16 protein-coding genes are annotated in these 21,395 nt (G+C 66.3%); 8 read left to right on the top strand and 8 right to left on the bottom strand.

Annotation, left to right across the window (positions count from 1 at the left end; translation table 11 throughout):
• Positions 1-140: 140 nt before the first annotated feature.
• Positions 141-788, bottom strand: a complete 648-nt coding sequence (locus G342_RS24230; RefSeq protein ID WP_018183941.1) for a TetR/AcrR family transcriptional regulator — start codon at positions 786-788, stop codon at positions 141-143.
• A 208-nt stretch (positions 789-996) separates the two neighbouring features.
• Complete coding sequence (locus G342_RS0114780; protein WP_018183940.1) at positions 997-1,941, bottom strand: nucleoside hydrolase; 945 nt, start codon at positions 1,939-1,941, stop codon at positions 997-999.
• 103 nt (positions 1,942-2,044) lie between these two features.
• On the opposite strand from G342_RS0114780, the gene G342_RS0114775 reads away from it, so the two are divergent.
• The 5 genes from G342_RS0114775 to G342_RS0114755 all read left to right on the top strand — a co-directional run bounded on the left by G342_RS0114775 (position 2,045) and on the right by G342_RS0114755 (position 7,414).
• Positions 2,045-3,058 (top strand): isopenicillin N synthase family dioxygenase, encoded by a 1,014-nt coding sequence (locus tag G342_RS0114775; RefSeq protein ID WP_018183939.1) that lies wholly within the window; start codon positions 2,045-2,047, stop codon positions 3,056-3,058.
• Between the two features lie 182 nt (positions 3,059-3,240).
• Positions 3,241-4,569 carry an NAD(P)/FAD-dependent oxidoreductase gene (locus G342_RS0114770; RefSeq protein ID WP_026304461.1) on the top strand — a complete coding sequence of 443 codons (1,329 nt, stop codon included), beginning with the start codon at positions 3,241-3,243 and terminating at the stop codon, positions 4,567-4,569.
• Between the two features lie 165 nt (positions 4,570-4,734).
• Positions 4,735-5,595: an ABC transporter substrate-binding protein gene (locus G342_RS0114765; protein ID WP_018183937.1), complete on the top strand. Its 861-nt coding sequence runs from the start codon at positions 4,735-4,737 to the stop codon at positions 5,593-5,595.
• Positions 5,596-5,669: 74 nt separating this feature from the next.
• A complete protein-coding gene (locus G342_RS0114760; RefSeq protein WP_018183936.1) occupies positions 5,670-6,614 on the top strand; it encodes an amino acid ABC transporter permease in 945 nt (314 codons plus the stop codon).
• A complete protein-coding gene (locus G342_RS0114755; protein WP_026304460.1) occupies positions 6,611-7,414 on the top strand; it encodes an amino acid ABC transporter ATP-binding protein in 804 nt (267 codons plus the stop codon). The genes G342_RS0114760 and G342_RS0114755 overlap by 4 nt, the downstream gene beginning before the upstream one ends.
• A gap of 240 nt (positions 7,415-7,654) precedes the next feature.
• Here G342_RS0114755 and G342_RS0114750 read toward each other — a convergent pair whose 3' ends face one another.
• On the bottom strand, positions 7,655-9,112 hold the full coding sequence (locus tag G342_RS0114750; RefSeq protein ID WP_018183934.1) for a metal-dependent hydrolase family protein: 1,458 nt from the start codon (positions 9,110-9,112) through the stop codon (positions 7,655-7,657).
• Positions 9,113-9,639: 527 nt separating this feature from the next.
• Here G342_RS0114750 and G342_RS0114745 point away from each other — a divergent pair.
• The 3 genes from G342_RS0114745 (at position 9,640) to G342_RS0114735 (ending at position 15,762) form a co-directional block, all read left to right on the top strand.
• Positions 9,640-10,767, top strand: coding sequence for an efflux RND transporter periplasmic adaptor subunit (locus G342_RS0114745; protein ID WP_018183933.1), 1,128 nt, complete (start codon positions 9,640-9,642; stop codon positions 10,765-10,767).
• Complete coding sequence (locus tag G342_RS0114740) at positions 10,764-13,931, top strand: efflux RND transporter permease subunit (RefSeq protein ID WP_018183932.1); 3,168 nt, start codon at positions 10,764-10,766, stop codon at positions 13,929-13,931. Before G342_RS0114745 ends, G342_RS0114740 begins: the two co-directional genes overlap by 4 nt.
• Before the next feature lie 202 nt (positions 13,932-14,133).
• Positions 14,134-15,762 carry a GMC family oxidoreductase gene (locus G342_RS0114735; RefSeq protein ID WP_018183931.1) on the top strand — a complete coding sequence of 543 codons (1,629 nt, stop codon included), beginning with the start codon at positions 14,134-14,136 and terminating at the stop codon, positions 15,760-15,762.
• A gap of 129 nt (positions 15,763-15,891) precedes the next feature.
• On the opposite strand, the gene G342_RS0114730 is transcribed toward G342_RS0114735, so the two are convergent.
• The 5 genes from G342_RS0114730 to G342_RS0114710 form a co-directional block, all read right to left on the bottom strand.
• Positions 15,892-16,899 (bottom strand): LacI family DNA-binding transcriptional regulator, encoded by a 1,008-nt coding sequence (locus G342_RS0114730; RefSeq protein WP_026304459.1) that lies wholly within the window; start codon positions 16,897-16,899, stop codon positions 15,892-15,894.
• Between the two features lie 100 nt (positions 16,900-16,999).
• Positions 17,000-17,791, bottom strand: a complete 792-nt coding sequence (locus G342_RS0114725; RefSeq protein WP_018183929.1) for an SDR family NAD(P)-dependent oxidoreductase — start codon at positions 17,789-17,791, stop codon at positions 17,000-17,002.
• 27 nt (positions 17,792-17,818) lie between these two features.
• Positions 17,819-18,778: an ABC transporter permease gene (locus G342_RS0114720; protein WP_018183928.1), complete on the bottom strand. Its 960-nt coding sequence runs from the start codon at positions 18,776-18,778 to the stop codon at positions 17,819-17,821.
• Positions 18,779-18,780: 2 nt separating this feature from the next.
• On the bottom strand, positions 18,781-20,346 hold the full coding sequence (locus tag G342_RS0114715) for a sugar ABC transporter ATP-binding protein (RefSeq protein WP_018183927.1): 1,566 nt from the start codon (positions 20,344-20,346) through the stop codon (positions 18,781-18,783).
• Positions 20,343-21,344 (bottom strand): ABC transporter permease, encoded by a 1,002-nt coding sequence (locus tag G342_RS0114710; protein WP_018183926.1) that lies wholly within the window; start codon positions 21,342-21,344, stop codon positions 20,343-20,345. The genes G342_RS0114715 and G342_RS0114710 overlap by 4 nt, the downstream gene beginning before the upstream one ends.
• Positions 21,345-21,395 lie beyond the last annotated feature (51 nt).

The following is a 21,395-nucleotide window of genomic DNA, read 5'->3' as shown; positions in this document are numbered from 1 at the left end:
GGACCGCCTAGGTCGAAAACGGACGTCGGGACGGCACGATTGCGCCCCGCAGCAGATCTTCCGGCATTGCTGAACGAACAAGGCGGGGGCGCATCCGCGGATGTGTTTCAGGTTGTCGAAGGCGTCGGGACGGGTGGCGTTCAGCCGTCCTGGACCTCGTCGACCACTGGCCGCGCTTCTGCCGCCTCGGCCCTCGGACCGAGCAGGACCTTGCCGTAGATCGGCTGATAGCGCTTCCGGTCGGCGGCCGACTCGCGGAAATACAGCGTGTAGTGGCCGATCTGGTGGAAATAGGTGATGCGGGCCCGGACGAGCGCTTCGTCGTCCGGGTAGCCGAGCGCCAGGAATGACCTTTCCAGCAGCGAGATCCGCAGGCCGTCCGCCGCTGCCATCTCGTCGGCGAGTTTGCGCGATCCGCGGGACCAATCGCGTACCGCCAGATCGAGCAGCGGGCTGAACGGGTCCTCGTTTACCCATGTCTTCACGATGATTTCGAAGAATACCAGCCCGTCCGGGTGCGGATCCTTCGCCAGCGCCTCGAAGGGGCGGCAGTTGCGCGCGCGCCATTCTTCCAGCAGGGCTTCGCGCAGATCCTTGATGCTGGAGAAGTGGAAATAGAAGCTGCCGCGCGTGACCTTGAACTGCTTGGCCAGCACGTCGATCTTCACATCGGCGATGCCGCGCTTTTCGAGCACCTTGAGCGCCGCGGCAATCCAGGCTTCGCGCGTCAGCGTCTTGCGTCGATGGGCAGGCGCCGTTTCGGAAGTCGGCCTGGCAGTCTTCGGCAAAACGAGCTCCTGCAATCCGGTGACGTACGACGACGACCATAGAGCAATTCGTCGTTCCATCGAAACGGCGAACTGCTCTAACTCTTTGCTGGAGCGCGTTTTCTTCGCGCGAACCGGTTCCTTCGCTCGAAAACGCGCCAGTCCGGCCTCGTCGCGACCGCGGTAGGGAGATGCGACCTCGCGACAGCGAGCCGTCGCGAGGTGGACGTCAGTCGAGAGCGCCGATGCGCTCCAGCATCAGCTCGAAGAACGGAGCGGGATCGATGGCGCGCAGAACGTTGCAGTTCCGGCGACGGCCGGTGACATGCCACCAGTCGACCACCGTCATGCCGATCGTCTCCGGCGAGACGATGTCGATGGTGACGCTGCACTGGCGCTGCTGGTAGATCTCCGGCGCCAGAAGATAGCCGGTGACGCAGGCGTCATGGATCGGCCGCGCCGTCGTCTGGAACTTGTGGCTGCCATACTGGCGATAGAAGTCGGCCATGTTCGCCGCCTCGATCGCGGCCCGCTTGCCGGTCGCCCGCAGCCGGTCGAGCCATTCCACCGTCATCTCGGCGGTATAGGTGCAGTCGATCGGGCACATGGTCACCGGCACGCCCGATTCAAACACGACATGGGCCGCGTGCGGATCGACGAAGATGTTGAATTCGGCTGCCGGGGTCGCGTTGCCGCCCTGGAAGAAGCCGCCGCCCATCAGAACGACTTCGCGCAGCCGGGGGATGATCCGCGGCTCCATCACCATCGCCATGGCGAGGTTGGTCATCGGGCCGAGCGTACAGACGGTCAGTTCGCCCTCGGGCGCCGCCATGATGGTACGGACCAGATAGTTGACCGCGTGTTCATCCTGGGCAGCGATCGACGGGGCAGGGAGGTCGGCGCCGTCCATACCGGTCGGACCGTGCACATATTCGGCCGTCATCAGCTTCTTGACCATGGGGCCGGGACAGCCGGCATAGACCGGCACATCGGCGCGTCCGGCCAGCTCGACGACCTTGAGCGCATTCTCCGTCGTCAGCCTGAGCGGGACGTTGCCGCCGACCGTCGTGATGCCCAGCACATCGAGTTCCGCGGGGGAGCCGAGGGCGAACAGGATGGCGAACGCGTCGTCCTGCCCCGGGTCTGTATCGATGATGATCTTGCGCGGAGCCACGGCGTTTCCTTGTCGATGCTGTGGGAGGTGGGGCCCGGCTATTGCCAAGCGACGCGCTCCGAGAATACAGTACTGTATCTTATGTTCAAGATGGGAGGCCTGCATGGTGGCTGAGGCACGCGGCGATTTTTCGCAGATTCCGATCCTCGACGTTTCGGGGTTGTACACCGGCGATCCCGCTGATGCCCGCGCTGTGGCGGAGACGCTGCGCGGCTATCTCGAGACGGTCGGTTTCCTGTATGTTTCGGGCCACCGTGTCCCCAGCGCCGATGTCGAGGCCGTGCGCAGCATGAGCCGCGCCTTCTTCGCCCTGCCGGACGAGCAGAAGCTGGCGCTGAAGATCGACAAGAACTTCCGTGGCTATCTGCCCTTCAATGGCTCGACCATCGTCACCTCTTCGGTCGCCAAGGTCAGCAAGCCGAACCAGAGCGAATCCATCTTCTTCATGCACGAGGTCGCCGCCGACGACCCGGACGCGCTGGCCGGCAAGCCGCTGCAGGGCCCCAACCAGTGGCCTTCCGAAGCCGAGCTGCCTGGCTTCCACGCCACCATCGAGCGCTACGTCGCCGAGATGAGCGCGCTGGCGCGCGAACTCGTCGGTGCCATCTCGATCTCGCTCGGTCTGCCGCCCGAGAGCATGAATCGCTATTTCGAGAAGCCGACGACTTTCCTGCGCCTGCTGCATTATCCGACGCAGCCGGAGGAAGCCGGCCTGTTCGGTTCCGCGCCGCATACCGACTACGGCTACATCACCCTGCTCGCGCAGGACGATGTCGGCGGGCTCGAGGTCAAGAACAAGGCCGGCGAATGGATCCCTGCGCCGCCGATCCCCGATACCTTCGTGATGAATGTCGGCGACATCCTCGCGCGCTGGTCGAACGACCAGTTCGTGTCGACGCCGCATCGCGTCATCAACCGCTCGGGTCGTGAGCGCTATTCGCAGCCCTTCTTCTTCGATCCCTCGATGGATGAGATGATCGAGGTGCTGCCGCCCTGTCTTCCGGCTGGCACGGAACCCAAGTACGAGCCGGTGCTCTATCGCGACTACCTGATGGAGCGTATCGACAAGAACTATCACTATCGCAAGGGCGCAGCGGCTTCCTCCCAGGCGACCTAGCGCGCCACGCTGCGACTCGACCCGATGGGCCGGACGGAAGACGCCCGACCCATCGGCACCCGGAGCCTTTCACGGTTTCGTCGAAGCGGCGAAAGGCTCCGTCTCTCTGTCTGGTAGCGTTTTTTTCACGCGAACCGGTGCCCACTTCGCCTGAAAACGCACTTGCTGCGAGAGGACCAAGTTTGGGGCCACCCACTGATCCCGTCGGATCCGCCGACGTCCAGCCAACATCGTCCGATGTCGTCGTCATTGGCGGCGGCATCATTGGTTTGAGCACGGCCCTGTTCCTTGCGCGGGAAGGGCTGTCTGTCGTCGTCTGTGAAAAAGGTCAGTTCGCTGGCGAGCAGTCGAGCCGCAACTGGGGCTGGGTTCGCCGCATGGGCCGCGACCCGCGTGAATTGCCGCTGGTCGTCGAAGCGATGCGCCTCTGGGACGAGATGGAAGCCCTCGTCGGCTGCGATGTCGGCTTTCGGCGCACCGGCATCCTCTATCTCTGTGAAAACGATGCCGACGTGGCGCATCATCAGGACTGGATCGCCCGCGCCGGAGCGTATGCGCTCGACACCCGGATCATCTCCGGCCCGGAACTGGCGCGACGGCTGCCCGGCGCGGCCCGGACCTTTCATGCCGCGCTCCATACGCCCAGCGACGGCCGCGCCGAACCGCAGAAGGCCGCACCGGCGATCGCCCTCGCCGCCGCCCGCAGCGGCGCCGTGTTGCTGGGAAATTGCTCCGTGCGCAGCCTCGAGTCCAGCGGCGGCGCCCTGTCCGCCGTCGTCACCGAACGCGGACGGATCGCGACCAAACGTGTCGTCATCGCCGGCGGCATCTGGTCCAGCCAGCTTTGCCGGACGCTGGGACTGCGCCTGCCGCAATTGGGGATACGGTCCTCGGTGCTGCGGACGGCTCCGGTCGAGGGGGGGCCGGACGGGGCTGCCTGGGGGCCGCGCTTTGCCTATCGCAAGCGCCTTGATGGTGGTTACACGATCGCCGATGGCAGCCGCAGCCTGCACGACGTCGTGCCGGACAGCTTTCGCTTTCTCGGCGATTTCCTGCCCATTTTGAAGCGCGAATGGCGGCACATGCGCCTCGGCTTCGGCGCGCCCCTGGTTGCCGGCCTGCGCGACAGCCTGCGCGGCGCCGATGGCGCGGCGATGGCATTCGAGGCGACACGCATCCTCGATCCGCAACCGCGCCAGCGCCAGCTCGCCGCCGCCTATGCCGCCCTGCAGGAAGCATTTCCGATTTTCCGGAATGTGCCGGTGGTCCAGCAATGGGCCGGCATGATCGACGCCACGCCGGATGTGATACCGGTGATCTCAACCGTCCAGTCTCATCCGGGCCTGGTGATCGCCACGGGCTTCTCGGGCCACGGCTTCGGCATCGGCCCGGCGGCGGGACGGCTCGCGGCGGATCTGGTCACGGGAGCGATGCCGATTGTCGACCCGAGGGCCTTCCGCTACGAGCGTTTCATCGACGGCACCAAGCCGCTACCGACGACGGGGGTCTGAAGCGCGGCGACGCTTTGAACCGCGCATCGGCATGCCGATTGACGTGTTTTCGAAATCCAAACCCGCCCCGAAGAGGGAGGGCTGGACCAATGGGGAACTCCGCCGGAGCCTTGCTTCGGCGGACCGAATGACGGACTTCCAGGAACAGATCGAGAGGAGATGACAATGAATCGATATCTGAAGCCGATGGCAGGGCTGGGAATTGCGCTCGGGCTGACGGCGTGGTCGGTCGGACCGGCCTCGGCCGAAATCGTCAAGTCGCCCGAGGTGGCCCAGACCGGCACGCTGTCGATTGCCAATACGCTCGACTTCGCGCCGTTCGAGTATCTCGATGCCGACGGTCAGCAGACCGGCATCATCATCGAGCTGGCCGGCGAGGTCGCCAAGTTGCTCGACGCCAAGCTCGACATCCAGCGGACGCCGTTTCCCTCGATGATCCCCGGTCTGTCGGCCGGGCGCTTCAAGATCGCCTGGGAGACCTTCTCGGCCAATGACGATCGCCTGAAGCAGGTTGACTTCGTCATGTTTCTGAAGGCAGGCGTCGCCGCCTCGACGTCGCCGGACCAGGTTGCCGCCTTCTCCGGCGACCATCCGCTGTGCGGCAAGCGCGTTGGCGTCTCGGCCGGCACCGTGTCCGATTTCCTCGTCGACAAACTGGATGCCGAATGCAAGGCCGCCAATCTGGGGCCGATCCAAAAGTCGGTGTTCAACGCCTCGACCGACACGATCCAGGCCGTTCTGTCCGGCCGCATCGACGCGCGCCTCGACGATGCCACCGCGTCGAGCTATTTTGAGGTGACGAGCAACGGCAAGCTGGTCGTGCTGCCGGAGCTCTATGAGGTCGCGCCGCTCGGCATGGCAGTCGCCAAGGGCGATGCCGCCACGCAGGCGATGATGATCGCGGCCCTGTCGGAGCTGTTCAAGAACGGCACCTATCAGAAGGTCCTCGACAAATACGGCATGGGCAAATACGCCATCCAGGAACCCTATCTGGTCGATAGCATGGACAAGGTCCGCAAGGACTGAGTTGGTCGGCACCGGACGTCACGGCGTCCGGTCCCGCTCCCATCGACGCCCCCAACCTTCGAGGAACCGTGCGGATGAGCCTGGTTGAGCCGAACAAGACTACCGGGCTTCCGTTAGATCTGCCGGTTGAAGAACTGATCGTCGTGCCGCGTCGGCGCTACGGCATTTGGATCGGCATCGCCGTCGCGATGCTGTTCGCCTTTTTCATCGGCAGGGCGTTCGCGACCAATCCGGCCTTCGACTGGGGGACGGCTGCCAACTATCTGTTCCACCCCTCGATCATGCGCGGCCTCGGCAAGACCCTGCTGCTGACGGTCGTCATCATGGCGGCGGCCATCGTCATCGGCACGATCATCGCCATCATGCGCGTCTCGCCAAGCGCGGTGCTGCAGACTTTCGCCAGCGCCTATGTCTGGTTCTTCCGCGGTGTCCCGGCGCTGATCCAGCTGATCTTCTGGTTCAATCTGTCGCTGCTGTTCCGGACCGCCACGCTGTCCATCCCCGGTTTCGGCACGGTCTTCTCGGTCAACACCAACGATTTCATGACGCCCTTCGTCTCGGCCGTCGTCGCCCTGTCGCTCTGCGAGGCGGGCTATCTGGCCGAGATCATCCGGGCCGGCATCAAGTCGGTGCCGCACGGCCAGTTCGAGGCGGCGAGCGGCCTCGGCATGTCCTACCGGCAGATCCTGCGCCGGATCATCCTGCCGCAGGCGATGCGCTTCATCGTGCCGCCGACCGGCAACGAGGCGATCAGCCTGCTGAAGATGACGTCACTCGTCACCTTCATCGCGGTCGACGACCTGTTCTATACCGCCCAGAGCATCTATGCCCGCACGTTTGAGACCATCCCGCTGCTGATCGTCGTGGCGTTCTGGTACCTGTTCGTGGTCACGGTGATGTCGATCGGGCAGCACTTCCTCGAACGTTATTACGGCCGCAGCGACCGCCGCCAGGAGAATCCGGTGATCCGGCTGCTCCAGTCGCTGCTTGGATCTCGCAAGGGGAGGGCGCAGCCATGACATCCCAGGCGGAAACCCGCGCACGCTTTGGCGTGCCCCCGGATGCGATGGTCTTCGCGCGCTCGGTCCGCAAGTCCTACGGCTCGGTCGAAGTCCTGAAGGGCATCGATCTGACGGTGCCGAAGGGCTCGGTCGCCTGTATCATCGGGCCGTCCGGCTCGGGCAAGAGCACCTTCCTGCGCTGCATCAACCACCTCGAGCAATTGACCGGGGGCGTGCTGCTCGTTGACGGCGAGTTCGTCGGCTACGATCTGCGCGACGGCAAGCTGTATGAGGTGAAGGACAGCCTGCTGTGCAAGCGCCGCGCCGATATCGGCATGGTGTTCCAGTCGTTCAACCTGTTCTCGCACATGACCGTCATGGAGAACCTGATCGAGGCGCCGACCCGCGTGCGCGGCGTTCCCGTCGCCGAGGCCAAGGCCAGCGCCGAGGTCCTGTTGGCGCGCGTCGGCCTTTCCGACAAGGCCAGCCGGTATCCGCGGGAACTCTCCGGCGGCCAGCAGCAGCGCGTTGCCATTGCCCGCGCGCTCGCCATGAACCCCAAGGTGCTGCTGTTCGACGAGCCGACCTCGGCCCTCGACCCGGAGCTGGTCGGCGAGGTGCTGCAGGTGATGCGCGACCTGGCCGAGAGCGGCATGACCATGGTGGTGGTGACGCATGAGATCGGCTTCGCCCGCGAAGTCGGCGACGACCTGATCTTCATGGACGAGGGCGTCATCATCGAGCGAGGCGCACCGCGCGAGGTGATTGCCAACCCGAAATCCGCCCGCACCCGCGAATTTCTCTCGCGCGTGCTGTAGCGCAGACGTCCGGGGCGGCCTGGCGGCGGCACGTTGGCTTGCTGCCGTCGCGCCAGACCCTGGTTGGTGCCGGATCGCTTGTCCGGCCCTCATTGCCCTGGCCTCCGGCCGAGCCCGGCTGCCCCGACATTGGCGCCGCCGCGCGCTATGCCGCCATTGGCGGCTGGACGGCGTACTAGCCGCCAACGGGAGGGCGGGCGGAGAGGATGTTGAGGCTCTCCGTCCCGATCGGTCGGGACCTCACGCGGCCAGCGTATCCTTGTGGATTCGGCCGTCCTTCATGATGACAACCAGGCTCGACTCGGGCCGGGCGAGGAGATGGATGTCCTCAAGCGGGTTGCCGTCGACGAGCAGCAGATCGGCGAACGCTTCGTCCTCGATCACCCCGAGCTTGCCAGGATAGGGATTGCGCGGCCCCGATAGGCCCAGAAGCTCGGCATTCGTGCTCGTCGCCATCGTCAGGATCTGGGCGTTCGAATACCAGCGCGTCAGATGCGTCAGCATGATGCCCTGGCGCGCCGCCAGCGCCGCCGAGAACAGCATGTCGGATCCGAAGGCGGTCTTGATACCGTGCTTGATGGCCAGCTTGTAGGCCGTGTCGGTACCGCCGAACACCTTGAGCTGCGCCACCCGGCTCGGGCCGGTGAGCGGCACCGAGTCGTCGTCGGTCAGGAAGGGCTGCAGGCTGAGCCACACGTCCTTCTCGGCCAACATCGCCGCGGTGGCCTCGTCCATCAGGTGGCCGTGCTCGATGCAGCGGGCACCGGCCTGGATGGCGCGCTGGATGGTCGTCGGAGCATAGGCGTGCACGGTTGCATAGGCGCCCCAGCCGGCAGCCGTCTCGATGCCGGCGCGCAGTTCCTCGATGCTGAAGGTCGTCACATCGACGGGACTGCGCGGCGATGACACGCCGCCGCCGCCGACCAGCTTGACCTGCGAAGCGCCCTGCAGAAGCTGCTCGCGCGAGCGCAGGCGAACCTCGTCGGCGCCGTCGGCGATCGCCACGCCGCCGGTTTGCTCCGCCAGGCTCGCCTCTCCGCCGGGGCTGCGCGGCACGTCGGTCAGCGGCCGCAGGTCGCCATGGCCGCCCGAGGTTGTGATCATGGCACCGGAGGGATAGATGCGCGGGCCGGTCACCAGGCCCTCGTCGATGGCCTGCTTGAAGGCGAAGGCCGGGCCGCCGAGATCCCGAACCGTCGTGAATCCGCGCATCAAGGTGCGCTCGGACTCGGCGCTGGCCGCCAGATGGATATAGCCGATGTCGCTGTTGAGCAGGCTCGATATGGGCAACGCAGCGAACAGCGAGTGCCAGTGCGCGTCGATCAGGCCCGGCATCAGCACGCGTCCGCCGCAATCGATCACCCGGGCGCGTTCCGGCGGCGCCGGGTTGCCCGGCGTGAGAGAGGCAATGCGGTTTCCCTCGACGAGAAGGCTCAGTCCGTCGCGCAGGTTGGCCGACTTGCCGTCGAAGAGGCGGAAATTGCGAAACAGGGTGGACTGCGCCGGAGGCGTCGGCTGGGCAGCGGCCCGCCGCGGCAGGCCGAGCATGGCGAGCGAGGCGCCGAGACCGGCGACGAAGCCACGCCGCGAGAGGTCCGCATTCAGCCGGCGGGTGAGGGCCTGTAGTTCCGGCCTGTGGCAGGCGCAGCCAGCATGGCCTGTCAGCGGTTCATCGTGGTCGGGTGTGCACGAAAACATGGGCTGCTCCAGTCGTGGGATGCGACCGACGCAAAGGGAAACCTCCGGAGAAGTCCTTCGCAGGAAGTCTTCCTGTCGATCCGCAAGGCCGTCAGTGTAGTCTGCCTCGCCGGCGTAGGGTACCGCCGAGCCCCTCGGAACCGAGCAGCCATCAAACATTCGTTGCTGGCTATTCCGGGGCGGTTTCGAGCGCCGCCACGGCTGCCAGTGCGACTGGGATATCCGCGCCGGACAACGAGCGAGGGGCGATGCGTTGCTCCTGCCGTCGAGCCGGCTGAGTATCTGGCCAAGCGTCGCACCGCGCTCAAGACTGGCAGCGGACCTTGGATGCCGCTTCGGCAGACGGGCCCCGTCTGCAGGCTGGGCGGCGTTGTCGGCGCATCGCGTTGCTGTGACTGCCAGACCGCGCGGGGCATTAGGTGGGCCGAGCCTATCAATGCTTCGAAGCACTTATCGCTTGACCGCCTCCTGCAAGGAAGGCTGTACTGAGCACTAGCGCGTCGTCATGGCGCCGAGGGAAATGCTTCATGGCTGGACTTTCCTCTCCCCTCCGGGCAGTTGCTGTCTCTCTCGCCTGCCTGTTCTTCACTCCGGATGCCTTCGCCCAACAGCCCGCCGAGCCGCCGGCGGTCGTCGTCCAGCGCATCGCGGTCGAAGACATCAAGAAGCCGGAAGAGTTCACCGCCCGCGTCGAGGCCATCGACTCGGTCGATATCCGGGCCCGCGTCGAGGGATTTCTCCGGTCGATCGATTTCCAGCCCGGTCAGCAGGTCAAGGTCAACGATCCGCTGTTCAACATCGAGCCGGACCAGTTCGAGGCGCAGCTCGCCTCCGCCAAGGCGGAGCTCGAGCGCACCCAGGCGACGCTCACCTCGGCGACGCAGGCGCTGAAGCGTACCCAGGAACTCTTCGTGACCCGGACCATCTCGCAGGCCGCGATGGACACGGCGCAGGAGAACTATGACATCGCCGCCGCCAATGTCGCCGCGGCGCAGGCGGCGGTCGACCTGGCGGATCTCAACGTTTCCTACACCCGCATCAAGGCCCCGATCGCCGGCGTCATCAGCAAATCCAATTTCTCGGTCGGCAGCCTCGTCAGCGCCAGCTCCGGCCCGCTGGCGCGGATCGTCAGCCTGGATCCGCTCCGCGTCGCGTTTTCGCTGGCCGAAGGAACCCTGATCACCTTCCGGCAGCAGGAGACCCTTGGCGAACTGCCGCCAAAGCTCGACCTTTCGCTGCGGCTCGCCAACGGCACGATCTTCAAGGGCACCGGCAAGCTCGAATATGTCGACAGCGAGGTAAACCCGCAGACCGGTACGGTGACGGTGCGGGCGATCTTCGACAATCCCCGGCATGTCCTGGTTCCGGGCCAGTTCGTCACCCTGATCGCGGAGGAAAAGAACGCGCCGCGACTGCCGGTGGTGCCGCAGACCGCCGTTCTGCGCGACAAGATCGGCCCCTATGTCTATGTACTCGGCGCCGATGACGTGGTGTCGATCCGCCGGATCGAACTCGGCCCGCAGGTCGAGACGGGCTGGGCTGTCACCAAGGGCCTGAGCGGCGACGAACAGGTCGTCGTGCAGGGCGTGCAGCGGCTGCGGGAAGGGATCAAGGTCCGGCCGACGGAAGGGACACCGGTCGGTGACATGCCATGATCTCGAGCCTGTTCATCAGTCGACCCCGCTTCGCAATGGTGATCTCGATCATCGTCGCGCTCGCCGGCCTGATCTCGATCAATTTCCTGCCGGTCCAGCAATATCCTGAAATCTCGCCGCCGACGGTCAACGTATCGGCCGTCTATCCCGGTGCCAGCGCCGAGGTCATCGCCGATGTCGTCGGCGGGCCCCTGGAGACCGCGATCAACGGCGTCGACGACATGATGTACATGTCGTCGACCAGCTCGAATGCCGGGCAATATTCGCTTTCGGTGACGTTCCAGATCGGCACCAACGCCGATATCGCCCAGGTCAACGTCCAGAACCGGGCCCAGCTGGCGATCTCGAAGCTGCCGGCCGAGGTGCAGGCGCAGGGTGTCAGTGTCTCGTCGCGCTCGCCCGATTTCGTCCTCGCGCTCGGCTTCTATTCCCCCGACAACAAGGTCGCGCCGCTCGAGATCAACAATTTCGTCACCACGGCGATCGTCGATGCGATGGTGCGGGTGCCCGGCGTCGGCGAAGCCTCGGTCATCGGATCCAGCGAATATTCGATACGGATCTGGACCAATCCGACGCAGATGCTGGCGCTCGGCCTGACGCCGCAGGACATCTCCGCCGCGATCAAGGCGCAGAACATCCAGGCGTCGCTCGGCCAGGTGGGTGGCCAGCCCGCGCCGCCGGGAACCGAGGTCGAGTACACGCTGGTGGCACAGGGCCGCCTCGAAACCGCGACGGAATTCGGCAACATCGTGCTGAGGACGGGCGCGGACGGCGCCATCATCCGCCTGCGCGATGTCGCCCGCATCGAGCTCGGCGCGCAGAGCTACTCCACCAACGCCCAATTGAACGGCCTGCCGACGGCGATGCTGACGATTTCGCAGGCGCCCGGCGCCAACGCGATCAGCACCGCCAATGCCGTCGAAGCCGAACTGGAACGGTTGCGGCCGACCTTTCCGGCCGGACTCGAGTACCAGATCGTCTACGATGCCACGCAGTTCGTGCGCGCCAGCATCGCCTCGATCGTGCAGATCCTGGTCGAGGCCTTCATCATCGTCCTCGTGATCACCTTCCTTTTCCTGCAGGACTGGCGGGCGACGGTGATCTCGGCCATCGCCATTCCTGTCTCGCTGCTGGGGGCGATGGCGGTCCTCTATGCGCTCGGCTATTCGGCCAATACGATCACCTTGCTGGCGCTGATCCTGGCGATCGGGCTTGTCGTCGACGATGCCATCCTGGTGGTCGAGAACGTCCAGCATGTGATGGAGCAACATCCGGACCTCGACACGGCGGGCGCCACCCGGATGGCGATGGGCCAGATCACCGGGCCGATCATCGCGACGACCTTCGTCCTGCTCGCCGTGGTGACGCCGACCGGCTTCCTGCCCGGGATCAACGGACAGCTCTATCGCCAGTTCGCCGTGACCATATCGTCGTCGCTCGTCGTGTCGGCGATCGTTGCGCTGACCCTTAGCCCGGCGCTCAGCGTCGTCATGCTCAAGCCGGTGCATGCCGGCTACCGGCGCGGACCGCTCGGCTGGTTCGCCCGCTTCCTCGACGCGACCCGCACGGCCTATGGCCATCTGGTCGGCTATTTCGTCCATCACGCGATCATTCCGATCCTCGTCCTGGTCGCGCTTTTCGCCGGGGCGGCGTTCCTGTTCGTCAAGCTGCCTTCCACCTTCCTGCCGGACGAGGACCAGGGCGCGCTGTTCCTCGACCTCCAATTGCCGAATGCCGCTTCGCTGAACCGCACCCGCGAGATCATGGCCGAGGTCGAGGGAATCCTGAAGGAGACGGAGGGTGTCGCCAACGTCATGTCGGTCGCCGGCTACAGCATCCTGCAAGGGACGCAATTGCCGAATGGCGGCTTCGCGCTCGCCTCGCTCGAACCCTGGAGCAAGCGGGACACGCCGGCATTGCAGATCAATTCCCTGCTCAGCAAGCTCAGGGCGAGGTTCTCGACCATACCGGGCGCCAACGTCGCGATCTTCGTGCCGCCGCCTATCCCGGGCCTCGGCACGGTCGGCGGCCTCGACCTCCGGCTGCAGGCCCTGCGCGGCCAGCCGCCGACCGAAATCGCCCAGGTGGCTCGCTCGCTGATCAGCGCCGCCAACAAGGAGCCGGCCATTGGCGGCCTTTCGACAACCTTCAATCCCGACGTGCCGCAGGTCTACATCAATGTCGATCGGACGCGCGCCGAGGCGCTCGGACTGAGCGTCGACGGCATCTATGCGACGCTCGGCGCCAATTTCGGCCCGCTCTACGTCAACGACTTCACGCATGAGGGGCGCGTCTATCAGGTCAATCTGCAGGCGGATGCCTCGTTCCGGGCCAAGCCCGATGATGTCCTCAACATCTATGTCCGCAATGCTTCCGGCGACATGGTGCCGCTGCGCACGGTCGTGTCGCTGACGACCATTCTCGGGCCCTATGTCATCTCGCGCTACAATCTGCTGCCGGCGGCACCGATCAACGGCGTCGCGGCGCCCGGCGCCAGTTCGGGCCAGGCGATCGCCGCGGTCGAGCGGGTCGCCGCGGACACGCTGCCGGCGGGCTATTCCTACGAATGGTCGGGCCTTTCCTATCAGGAGACCACGAGTTCGGGCCAGGAGCCGATCGTCATCGGCCTTGCTCTGCTGTTCGCCTTCCTGTTCCTGGTCGCCCAGTATGAAAGCTGGATCCTGCCGATCTCGATCATCCTGTCGCTGGGGGCGGCCGCCTTCGGCGCGGTGGCGGCGCTGACGCTGGTCGGGTTGCAGAACAGCCTCTACGCGCAGATCGCCATCGTGCTGCTGATCGGCCTCGCGTCGAAAAACGCGATCCTGATCGTCGAGTTCGCGAAAGAGCAGTACGAGGCCGGCCATTCCATTGCCGAAGCGGCGAGGATGGGCGCGGAGCAACGCTTCCGCGCCGTGTTGATGACGGCGCTCGCCTTCATATTCGGCGTGTTGCCGCTCGCCGTCTCGACGGGAGCCGGCGCCGGCGCGCGCCAGGCCGTCGGCGTGACGATCGTCGGCGGCATGCTGGCGGCGTCGACCATCGGCCTGTTCATCATTCCGAGCCTGTTCGCCGTGATCGAATATGCGGTGTCGTGGGTGACGCGCAGAAAGACGGGGGAGGTCCAGCCGGTTCCGGCTGGCCACGAGCCGCCCGGCGAGGCCTGACGCTCGTCCCATCACGCCCGGGTATGCGGCGCGCGGTTTTCCATCCGGACGTCTCCCAAAAGGCGAGCGGCATGGTGTTTCCTGCGCTAGCATCGGCGAAAGACCGTCGACAGCGGCCGCGTTCGGGAGGACGTCGCGACCGCGCGATCGACCCCGCCGAACCGGAAGCGGGCGTTGCCGGCGGGCGCAAGGGAGGGGATGCATGCCTGACTATGTCATCGTCGGCGGAGGATCCGCCGGCTGCGTGATGGCCGCCCGGCTCAGCGAGGACCCGGACGTTTCGGTGCTGCTGCTCGAGGCCGGCCCGCGCGATACAGACCGCTACATCCATATGCCGGTCGGCTTCTTCAAGATCTCGGCCGGGCCGCTTTCTTGGGGCTACGAGACCGAGCCGGGCAAGGCGCTCGAAGGCCGTACCATCGTCTATCCGCAGGGGCGGGTGCTCGGCGGCGGCAGCTCGATCAACGCCCAGGTTTTTACCCGCGGCTGCCCGGAGGATTATGACGCCTGGGCCGAGGAGGAAGGTTGTTCCGGCTGGTCGTTTCGCGAGGTCCTGCCTCTCTTCATCCGCTCCGAGGACAACGACACTTTCGCCGGTCCCTATCACGGCCATGGCGGTCCGCTCGGTGTCAGCAGCGGCACGCCGCATCCGCTGACGCGTGTCTTCGTGCAGGCGGCGCAGGAGGCGGGTCTGCCGTTCACCGCCGATTTCAATGGTCTCCGGCAGGCCGGCACCGGCTACTACCAGACGACGACGCGCGGCGGCAGGCGTTGCAGCACGGCGGTCGGCTATCTGAAGCCGGTGCTCGGCCGCCCCAACCTGACGGTTCGCACCGGTGTCCTGACCCGGCGGATCGTGATCGAGAACGGCCGCGCCGTCGGGGTCGAGATCGTGACCGAGGATGGCGCGAGCGAGGTCGTGCGGGCCGAGCGCGAGGTGCTCGTCTGCGCCGGCGCGATCGGCTCGCCGAAGCTTTTGATGCTCTCCGGCATCGGTCCGGCCGCGCATCTCGCCGAGCACGGCATCGCGGTGGTCCGGGATTTGCCCGGGGTCGGGCAGAACCTGCAGGACCACACCAATATCGACGTCGTCTACGAGCTGACCGGACCGTACAGCTTCGACAAATACAAGAAGCCGCACTGGAAGCTGATGGCGGGACTCGAATATCTCGCCTTCGGCAAGGGGCCAGTCGCCTCGAACATTGTCGAGGGCGGTGCGTTCTGGTGGGGCGACCGGGCGGAGAAGACGCCCGACCTGCAGTTCCACTTCCTGCCCGGCGCCGGCGTCGAGAAAGGCGTCGGAAGCGTGCCGGGCGGCAATGGCTGCACGCTGAACTCCTATCATCTTCGGCCGCGTTCGCGCGGGTCGGTCACCTTGCGCTCGGCCGATCCGAACGACGCCCCGCGGATCGACACCAACGCCTTCGCCGATCCCTATGATCTCGCCCGCGCCGTCGACGGCGTGAAGATCAGCCAGGAGATCATGTCGCAAGGCGCTTTCAAGCGTTTCATCCGGCGCGAGCATATTCCAGGCTCCGGCGTGCGCACCCTGCGCGAGTATCAGGATTTCGCCCGCCAGGCCGCCCGCACCGCCTATCACCCGGTCGGCACCTGCCGGATGGGGCACGGCGAGGACGCGGTCGTCGATCCGGAACTGCGTGTGCACGGCATCGAGGGGCTCAGGGTCTGCGACAGCTCGATCATGCCGCGTCTGGTCTCGTCCAACACCAACGCCCCGACCGTGATGATCGGCGAGAAGGCGTCGGATCTCGTACGGGGAAACCGGGCGGGCGCAAGCGCGGCAGAGGTGGGCCTGGCGGTGGGGGCCTAGACGCCGACGTCCGGTGGCGAGGATCTTTTCCCGGCGTTTCGGCTGAATGGGTCCCGGATTTCCGCTGTGCTGCGTCCAGGATGACGGCGAGCGTGAGGCGGTTGACGGGGATCGCCGGGAGCCTCGGTTCTACCGCCGCGTTGTCGCCCGTTCCGCCAGGCGGACCGGTACCGTGGTGGTGACGCCGTCCGTGGGTTCGGTGTCGGCCATGCGGGCGTGCAGGATGGCGATCGCCGCCGCTACCATCGCCTGATGGCCGTGCACCACCGTCGTCAGGTCGAACGAGCCCCAGGCGGCGGCCGGGACGTCGTCATAGCCGGCGACCAGGACATCCTCCGGCACCCGCAGCCCGGCCCGGCGCAGCGCGTCGAGCGCGCCGAAGGCCATCAGGTCGTTGGCGCAGAACAGCGCATCCGGAACCTCGCGCCGTTCCGCCATCGCCGCGGTCGCCGCGAAGGCGTCCTCGTAGAGATAGTCGCCATTCGCGGTCCGGACCTGGTCGAAGCCATGCGTCCGCAGCCGCTCGCGAAAGCCGCGCAGGCGCTCGTCGCTGGCATAGTCGCCCTGCATGCCGCCGATGAAGCCGAAGGATCGGGCGCCACGCTTCACGAACAGGTCCGCCACCAGGGCGGCGCCGCCGGCATTGTCGGAACAGACCGACGAGACCCATTGGTTGCGCGCCGGCGTATTGAACGAGACGATTGGGATGCGGATGCGGGCGAACGCCTCGGCCGCCGCCTTGGTGACCACCGGCAGCGCGCTGACGATGGCGTCGACCCGGTAGCTGGCCAGGCGCGGCAGGATGCCGTCCAGCGCATTGCCGCCGTCGACGCTGACCAGGAGAACCTGGTGCCCGGTCTCCTGCAACGCTTTCGAGAAGGCATCGACCGCCGCGGCATAGAAGGGGTTGGAGGTGTCGCTGATGACGATCGCGACCAGGTCCGAGCGATGCTTCAACAGCATGCGCGGGAGGAAGTTCGGACTGTAGCCGAGCTGCTTGGCTGCTTCGAACACCTTGCGGCTGGTCTCCTCGGAGACGCTCTTGCCCTCGCTGAAGGCGCGCGAGACGGCGGATTGCGAGACGCCGGCGAGGCGCGCGACATCCGTCGATGACGGGTACTTTCTCGACGCTTTCATTTCGCGCAACCACAAGATGGAACGGAGGGCCTGCGTAGCGCCCGCCTCGCCGGAGTTCAATGGCTTCCGGCGTCGGCGGACGTGCCCGCAGGCCCGGCGCTCAGATCGTCTTCAGCATGCCGCCATCGATGAAATAGGTGGAGCCGACCGAGTAGCTCGCGCGGGCGGAACAGAGGAAGACGAAGAAATCGGCGATTTCCTCCGGCGAGGCGAAGCGGCCGATCGGGGCGTTCTCGCGCGCCAGATTGTCGAGATAGCCCTTCCAGTCGCCGCCGGTATCGGCCGTCAGCTGGGTCGCCGTCTTGATCCAGTCCGGTGTCAGCACGAAGCCGGGATTGACCGCGTTGACGCGGATATTGTCCGTGATGAATTCGGTCGACATCGTCTTCGAGGCCATGATCAGGGCTGCCTTGGTGACATTGTAGATCGGCTCGTACCAGAGCGGCTGCGAGGCGCAGATCGAGGCGTTGTTGAGGATGACGCCGCCGCCGCGCCGTTTCATCGACGGCACCAGTCCGCGTGCCAGCCGGATCGCCGCCATGACGTGCAGGTCCCAGTAGAACTGCCACTTGTCGTCCGGCGCATCCATGATCGTCTCGTTGCTGCCGGTACCGGCATTGTTGACGAGGATGTCGGCGCCGCCGAAGGCCTCCTCGGTCGCGGCGAGCAGCCGGTCGCAGCCGAGCGCGGTCGAGACGTCGCAATCGACGGCCAGCACGGTGACGGGGTGGGCCGCGACAATCTCGGCGCGGGCCGCCTCGAGCCGCTCGGCATTGCGGGCGGCGATGACGATCTGGGCGCCTTCGGCCGCCAGCCCCTTGGCGACGGCGAGGCCGATGCCGATGCTGCCACCGGTGATGACGGCGACCTTGTCGCGCAGTCCGAGATCCATGTTCCTGCTCCTGGGTTTGGCAAAGGTCTATTTGACGATCGGAATTTTCGATCGGTCGATGGTGATGGCGACGGCGGCGACCAGCACGACGCCGAAGACGATGTTCTGGGCGAAGATATTGACGCCGAGGAAGGTCATGCCGATGCGCACGACCGAGATGATCAGCGCGCCGACCAGCGTGCGCCAGATGCTGCCGACGCCGCCGGTGATCGAGGTGCCGCCGACGACGACGGCGGCGATCGAGGGCAGCAGCAGCTCGCTGGCGAGCGTCGGCGAGCCGCTGGCGAGGCGGCCGACCAGCACGATGCCGGCGAGGGCGGCGCAGCTCGCCGAGAGCACGAAGGCGAAGATCTTCTGGCGGTCGACCTTGACGCCGGAGGCATAGGCGGCCGGTTCGCCGGCGCCGATCGCGGCGCTGTAGCGGCCGAACGGCGTGCGGCTCTGCAGGATGTGGGCGACGACGAGCACGATCAGCGCGATGATGACCACATTCGGAATGCCGAATACGGTGCCGGTGATCCAGCCGAGATAGGCGCGTTCGCTTTCACCAAGCGTGATCGAGCGCTCCCGTGAGGTGACCAGCGCGGCGCTCGAGAGCACACCGCCCATGGCGAGCGTGGCGATGAAGGAGGGAATGCGCAGCCGGACATGGGCGATGCCGGAAAGGAGCCCCGCCAGCGCGCCGAGCGCGAACGCGAAGACAAACGCGCCGTAGCCGAAGCGCGCGAGCGTCAGCGCGACGACGACGCTGGAAAGCGAGGCCATCGACTGGATCGACAGGTCGATGCCGCCCAGCATGATGACGAAGGTGACCCCGGTCGCCAGGATGAATAGCACGGCCGTGTCGCTCGCCAGCTGCAGCAGCGTGTTCACGTCGAGAAAGGCCGGCTGGAACGCGCCGACCAGGATCACCAGGAGGATCAGCGTCGCGAGCGGCAGCCACTGTCGCATGCCGTCGTTCCGGAAAGTGTCGAGGAGCGTGTTCATGCCTAGACCATGTATCCGATGAGATCGACCTGCCTGGGTTTCTGGCCGGGGCTGGCGTCGACGCGGTGGGTGATCGCGCCGTCGCGCATCACCAGCACGGTGTGGCTGAGGCCGATCGTCTCCTCCAGCGTGTCGGAGGTCAGGATGACGGCGACGCCCTCGGCGGTGACGGCGCGGATCAGTTCGTAGACCTCCTCCTTGGCGCCGACATCGAGGCCGCGCGTCGGGTGATCGAGGATCAGGATGCGCGCCTCCGCGTTCAGCCACTTGGCCAGAACGACCTTCTGCTGGTTACCGCCGGACAGGTTGAGGCAGAGCGTATTAATGCCGGGCGTGCGCACCTTGAGGCGTTCGACCCAGCTTTCCGCCAGCCGTCGCTCCTCACGGGTGTTGATCAGGCCGGCGCGGGTCAGGCTGCCGAGGTCGGCGAGCGTGATGTTGGCGGCAACCGGCAGGAACAGCACCAGCCCCTCCACGCGCCGCTCGCGCGGGACGTAGCCGACGCCGATGTCGACGGCCTCGGCCGGGGTGCGCAGCTTGACCTCCCGCCCGCGGGCAAGAAGCCGGCCGCCATCATGCGGCGCGAATCCGGCGAGTGTGCGGGTCAGTTCCTCGCGGCCCGATCCGATGACGCCGGCGATGCCGAGGATCTCGCCGGCATGCAGCTTGAACGAGATGTCGCGATAGGCGCTGTCGTGGCGAAGGCTGTCGAGCTCGAGCACGACCTCGTCGCGATAGGGTCGCTGCAGCGGTTCGCGGTAATATTCCGCCTGCAGGCTGCGGCCGACCATCAGATGATGCAGCTGCGTGATGTCGGCCTCGGACGCTACCAGATCGGCGACGACGGCGCCGTCCTTCATCACATAGATGCGATCCGAGAGTTCCAGCACCTCGTCGAGCCGATGCGAGACGAAGATGAAGGAGGCGCGGGCGCGCAGCGCCCGGACGCGGGCGAACAGGATTTCGATCTCGGCTCGCTCCAGCACAGAGGTCGGCTCGTCGAGCAGGATGACGAGATGGCCGGGCGCGTTTTCCTCCAGCGTCAGCGCCTTGGCGAGCTCGACCATCTGGCGCGCCGCGAAGCCGAGATCGTCGGCCCGCATCCTTGGGTCGGCGTCGATCTGCACCTTGGCGAGTTGGCGCGATGCGGCGGCGTAGAGGGCGCGCCAGTCGACAATGCCGAAGCGGGTAAACTGCTTCTCATTGCCGAGATAGATGTTCTCGCCGACGGTGAGGTTGGTCAGCAGCGACTGCTCCTGGAATACCATGCCGATGCCCTGGCTCATGGCGTCGGAGGCGCTGACGAAGCGGGTCTTCTTGCCGTCGAGCAGGATATCGCCGGAATCGGGCTGGTAGACGCCGCTCAGGATCTTCATCAGCGTCGATTTGCCGGCGCCGTTCTCGCCGACCAGGCCAACCACCTCGCCGGGGCGGATCTCGATCGTGACGTCCTTCAGCGCATGCACGCCGGGGAAGCGCTTTTCGACATGCATGAGGGCGAGGGCAGGGGGCGGTGGGGCCGTGCCGGGCGCGGCGGCGGACGGGGCGGGGGTGAGGGTCGCGCTCATTTGACGATCCGCATCCGCTTGCGGTCGATCGACAGCGCGACCGCCGCGATGATCATGAGGCCCTGCACGCCGATCTGCACACTGGGCGGCACGCCCATCAGCACCATGCCGTTGGAGAGCACGACGACGATCAGCACGCCGACCAGCGTCTGCAGCACGCTGCCCTGGCCGCCGGAAAGTGCCGTGCCGCCGACGACGACGGCGGTGATCGTCGTGAACAGGCGGCCGGTGCCGATCTGGGCGTTGCCGAGGCCGAGTTGCGCCGCCGCCAGCACGCCGCCGACGGCATAGAACACGCCGGCCAGCGTGAAGGTGAGGATGCGGACGCGGCCGACCGGAATGCCGGACAGCGCCGCCAGTTCCTCGCCGCCGCCGAGCGCGTAGATGTAGCGGCCGAGGCGAGTGTAGTTCTGGATCACCAGCGCGATGGCCAGGCACAGGAGCGCGACCCAGACGCCCCAGGGGAAGCCGAGGAAGCGCTCGATGGCGAGGCCGCGAATGAGCGGGTCGTTGATGCGGATCGCCATGCCGCCGAGCAGCGCGTTGGCGGCGCCGACGCCGACAAACCACATGCCGAGCGTCACCATGAAGGAGGGGATCTTCAGGCGGACATGGATGACGCCGTTGGCGAAGCCGACGCCCGCGCCGACGATGAGCACCAGCAGCACGCCGAGCAGGCCGAAGGCGTTCTCGTTGGCGCCGTTGATCACCAGCATCGACAGGATGACGGCGGAAAGCGTCAGCCCACCCTCGACCGAGAGGTCGATCGAGCCCATCAGGATGATGAAGGTGGCGCCCATGCCGAGCACCAGCGGGATCATCGCCGCCTGGCTGATGCGGACCAGATTGCCGAAGGTCAGGAAGTTCGGATTGATCAGCGTGATGATGCCGCAGAGCAGCACCAGCACGATCAGCGGCGCCCAGGAGGCGATGCGCCAGCGACGCCGGGTGGCGGGCCTGGCCGCGGGGCCTGGATGGATGGACGTCTCGATAGTCATCAGCCGGATCGCCTCATGGGCCCGATCAGGAATGGGCTCGATCAGGAGTGC

This window comes from Kaistia granuli DSM 23481 (assembly GCF_000380505.1).
GTDB classification, from domain to species: Bacteria; Pseudomonadota; Alphaproteobacteria; order Rhizobiales; family Kaistiaceae; genus Kaistia; species Kaistia granuli.
This window is presented reverse-complemented; position numbering and strand designations above follow the sequence as displayed.

Coding starts and splice junctions, on each gene's coding strand:
- G342_RS0114775 (WP_018183939.1), top strand. CDS start 2,045: ATGGTGGCTGAGGCACGCGGCGATTTTTCGCAGATTCCGATCCTCGAC.
- G342_RS0114765 (WP_018183937.1), top strand. CDS start 4,735: ATGAATCGATATCTGAAGCCGATGGCAGGGCTGGGAATTGCGCTCGGG.
- G342_RS0114760 (WP_018183936.1), top strand. CDS start 5,670: ATGAGCCTGGTTGAGCCGAACAAGACTACCGGGCTTCCGTTAGATCTG.
- G342_RS0114755 (WP_026304460.1), top strand. CDS start 6,611: ATGACATCCCAGGCGGAAACCCGCGCACGCTTTGGCGTGCCCCCGGAT.
- G342_RS0114750 (WP_018183934.1), bottom strand. CDS start 9,112: ATGTTTTCGTGCACACCCGACCACGATGAACCGCTGACAGGCCATGCT.
- G342_RS0114745 (WP_018183933.1), top strand. CDS start 9,640: ATGGCTGGACTTTCCTCTCCCCTCCGGGCAGTTGCTGTCTCTCTCGCC.
- G342_RS0114740 (WP_018183932.1), top strand. CDS start 10,764: ATGATCTCGAGCCTGTTCATCAGTCGACCCCGCTTCGCAATGGTGATC.
- G342_RS0114735 (WP_018183931.1), top strand. CDS start 14,134: ATGCCTGACTATGTCATCGTCGGCGGAGGATCCGCCGGCTGCGTGATG.
- G342_RS0114730 (WP_026304459.1), bottom strand. CDS start 16,899: ATGAAAGCGTCGAGAAAGTACCCGTCATCGACGGATGTCGCGCGCCTC.
- G342_RS0114725 (WP_018183929.1), bottom strand. CDS start 17,791: ATGGATCTCGGACTGCGCGACAAGGTCGCCGTCATCACCGGTGGCAGC.
- G342_RS0114720 (WP_018183928.1), bottom strand. CDS start 18,778: ATGAACACGCTCCTCGACACTTTCCGGAACGACGGCATGCGACAGTGG.
- G342_RS0114715 (WP_018183927.1), bottom strand. CDS start 20,346: ATGAGCGCGACCCTCACCCCCGCCCCGTCCGCCGCCGCGCCCGGCACG.
- G342_RS0114710 (WP_018183926.1), bottom strand. CDS start 21,344: ATGACTATCGAGACGTCCATCCATCCAGGCCCCGCGGCCAGGCCCGCC.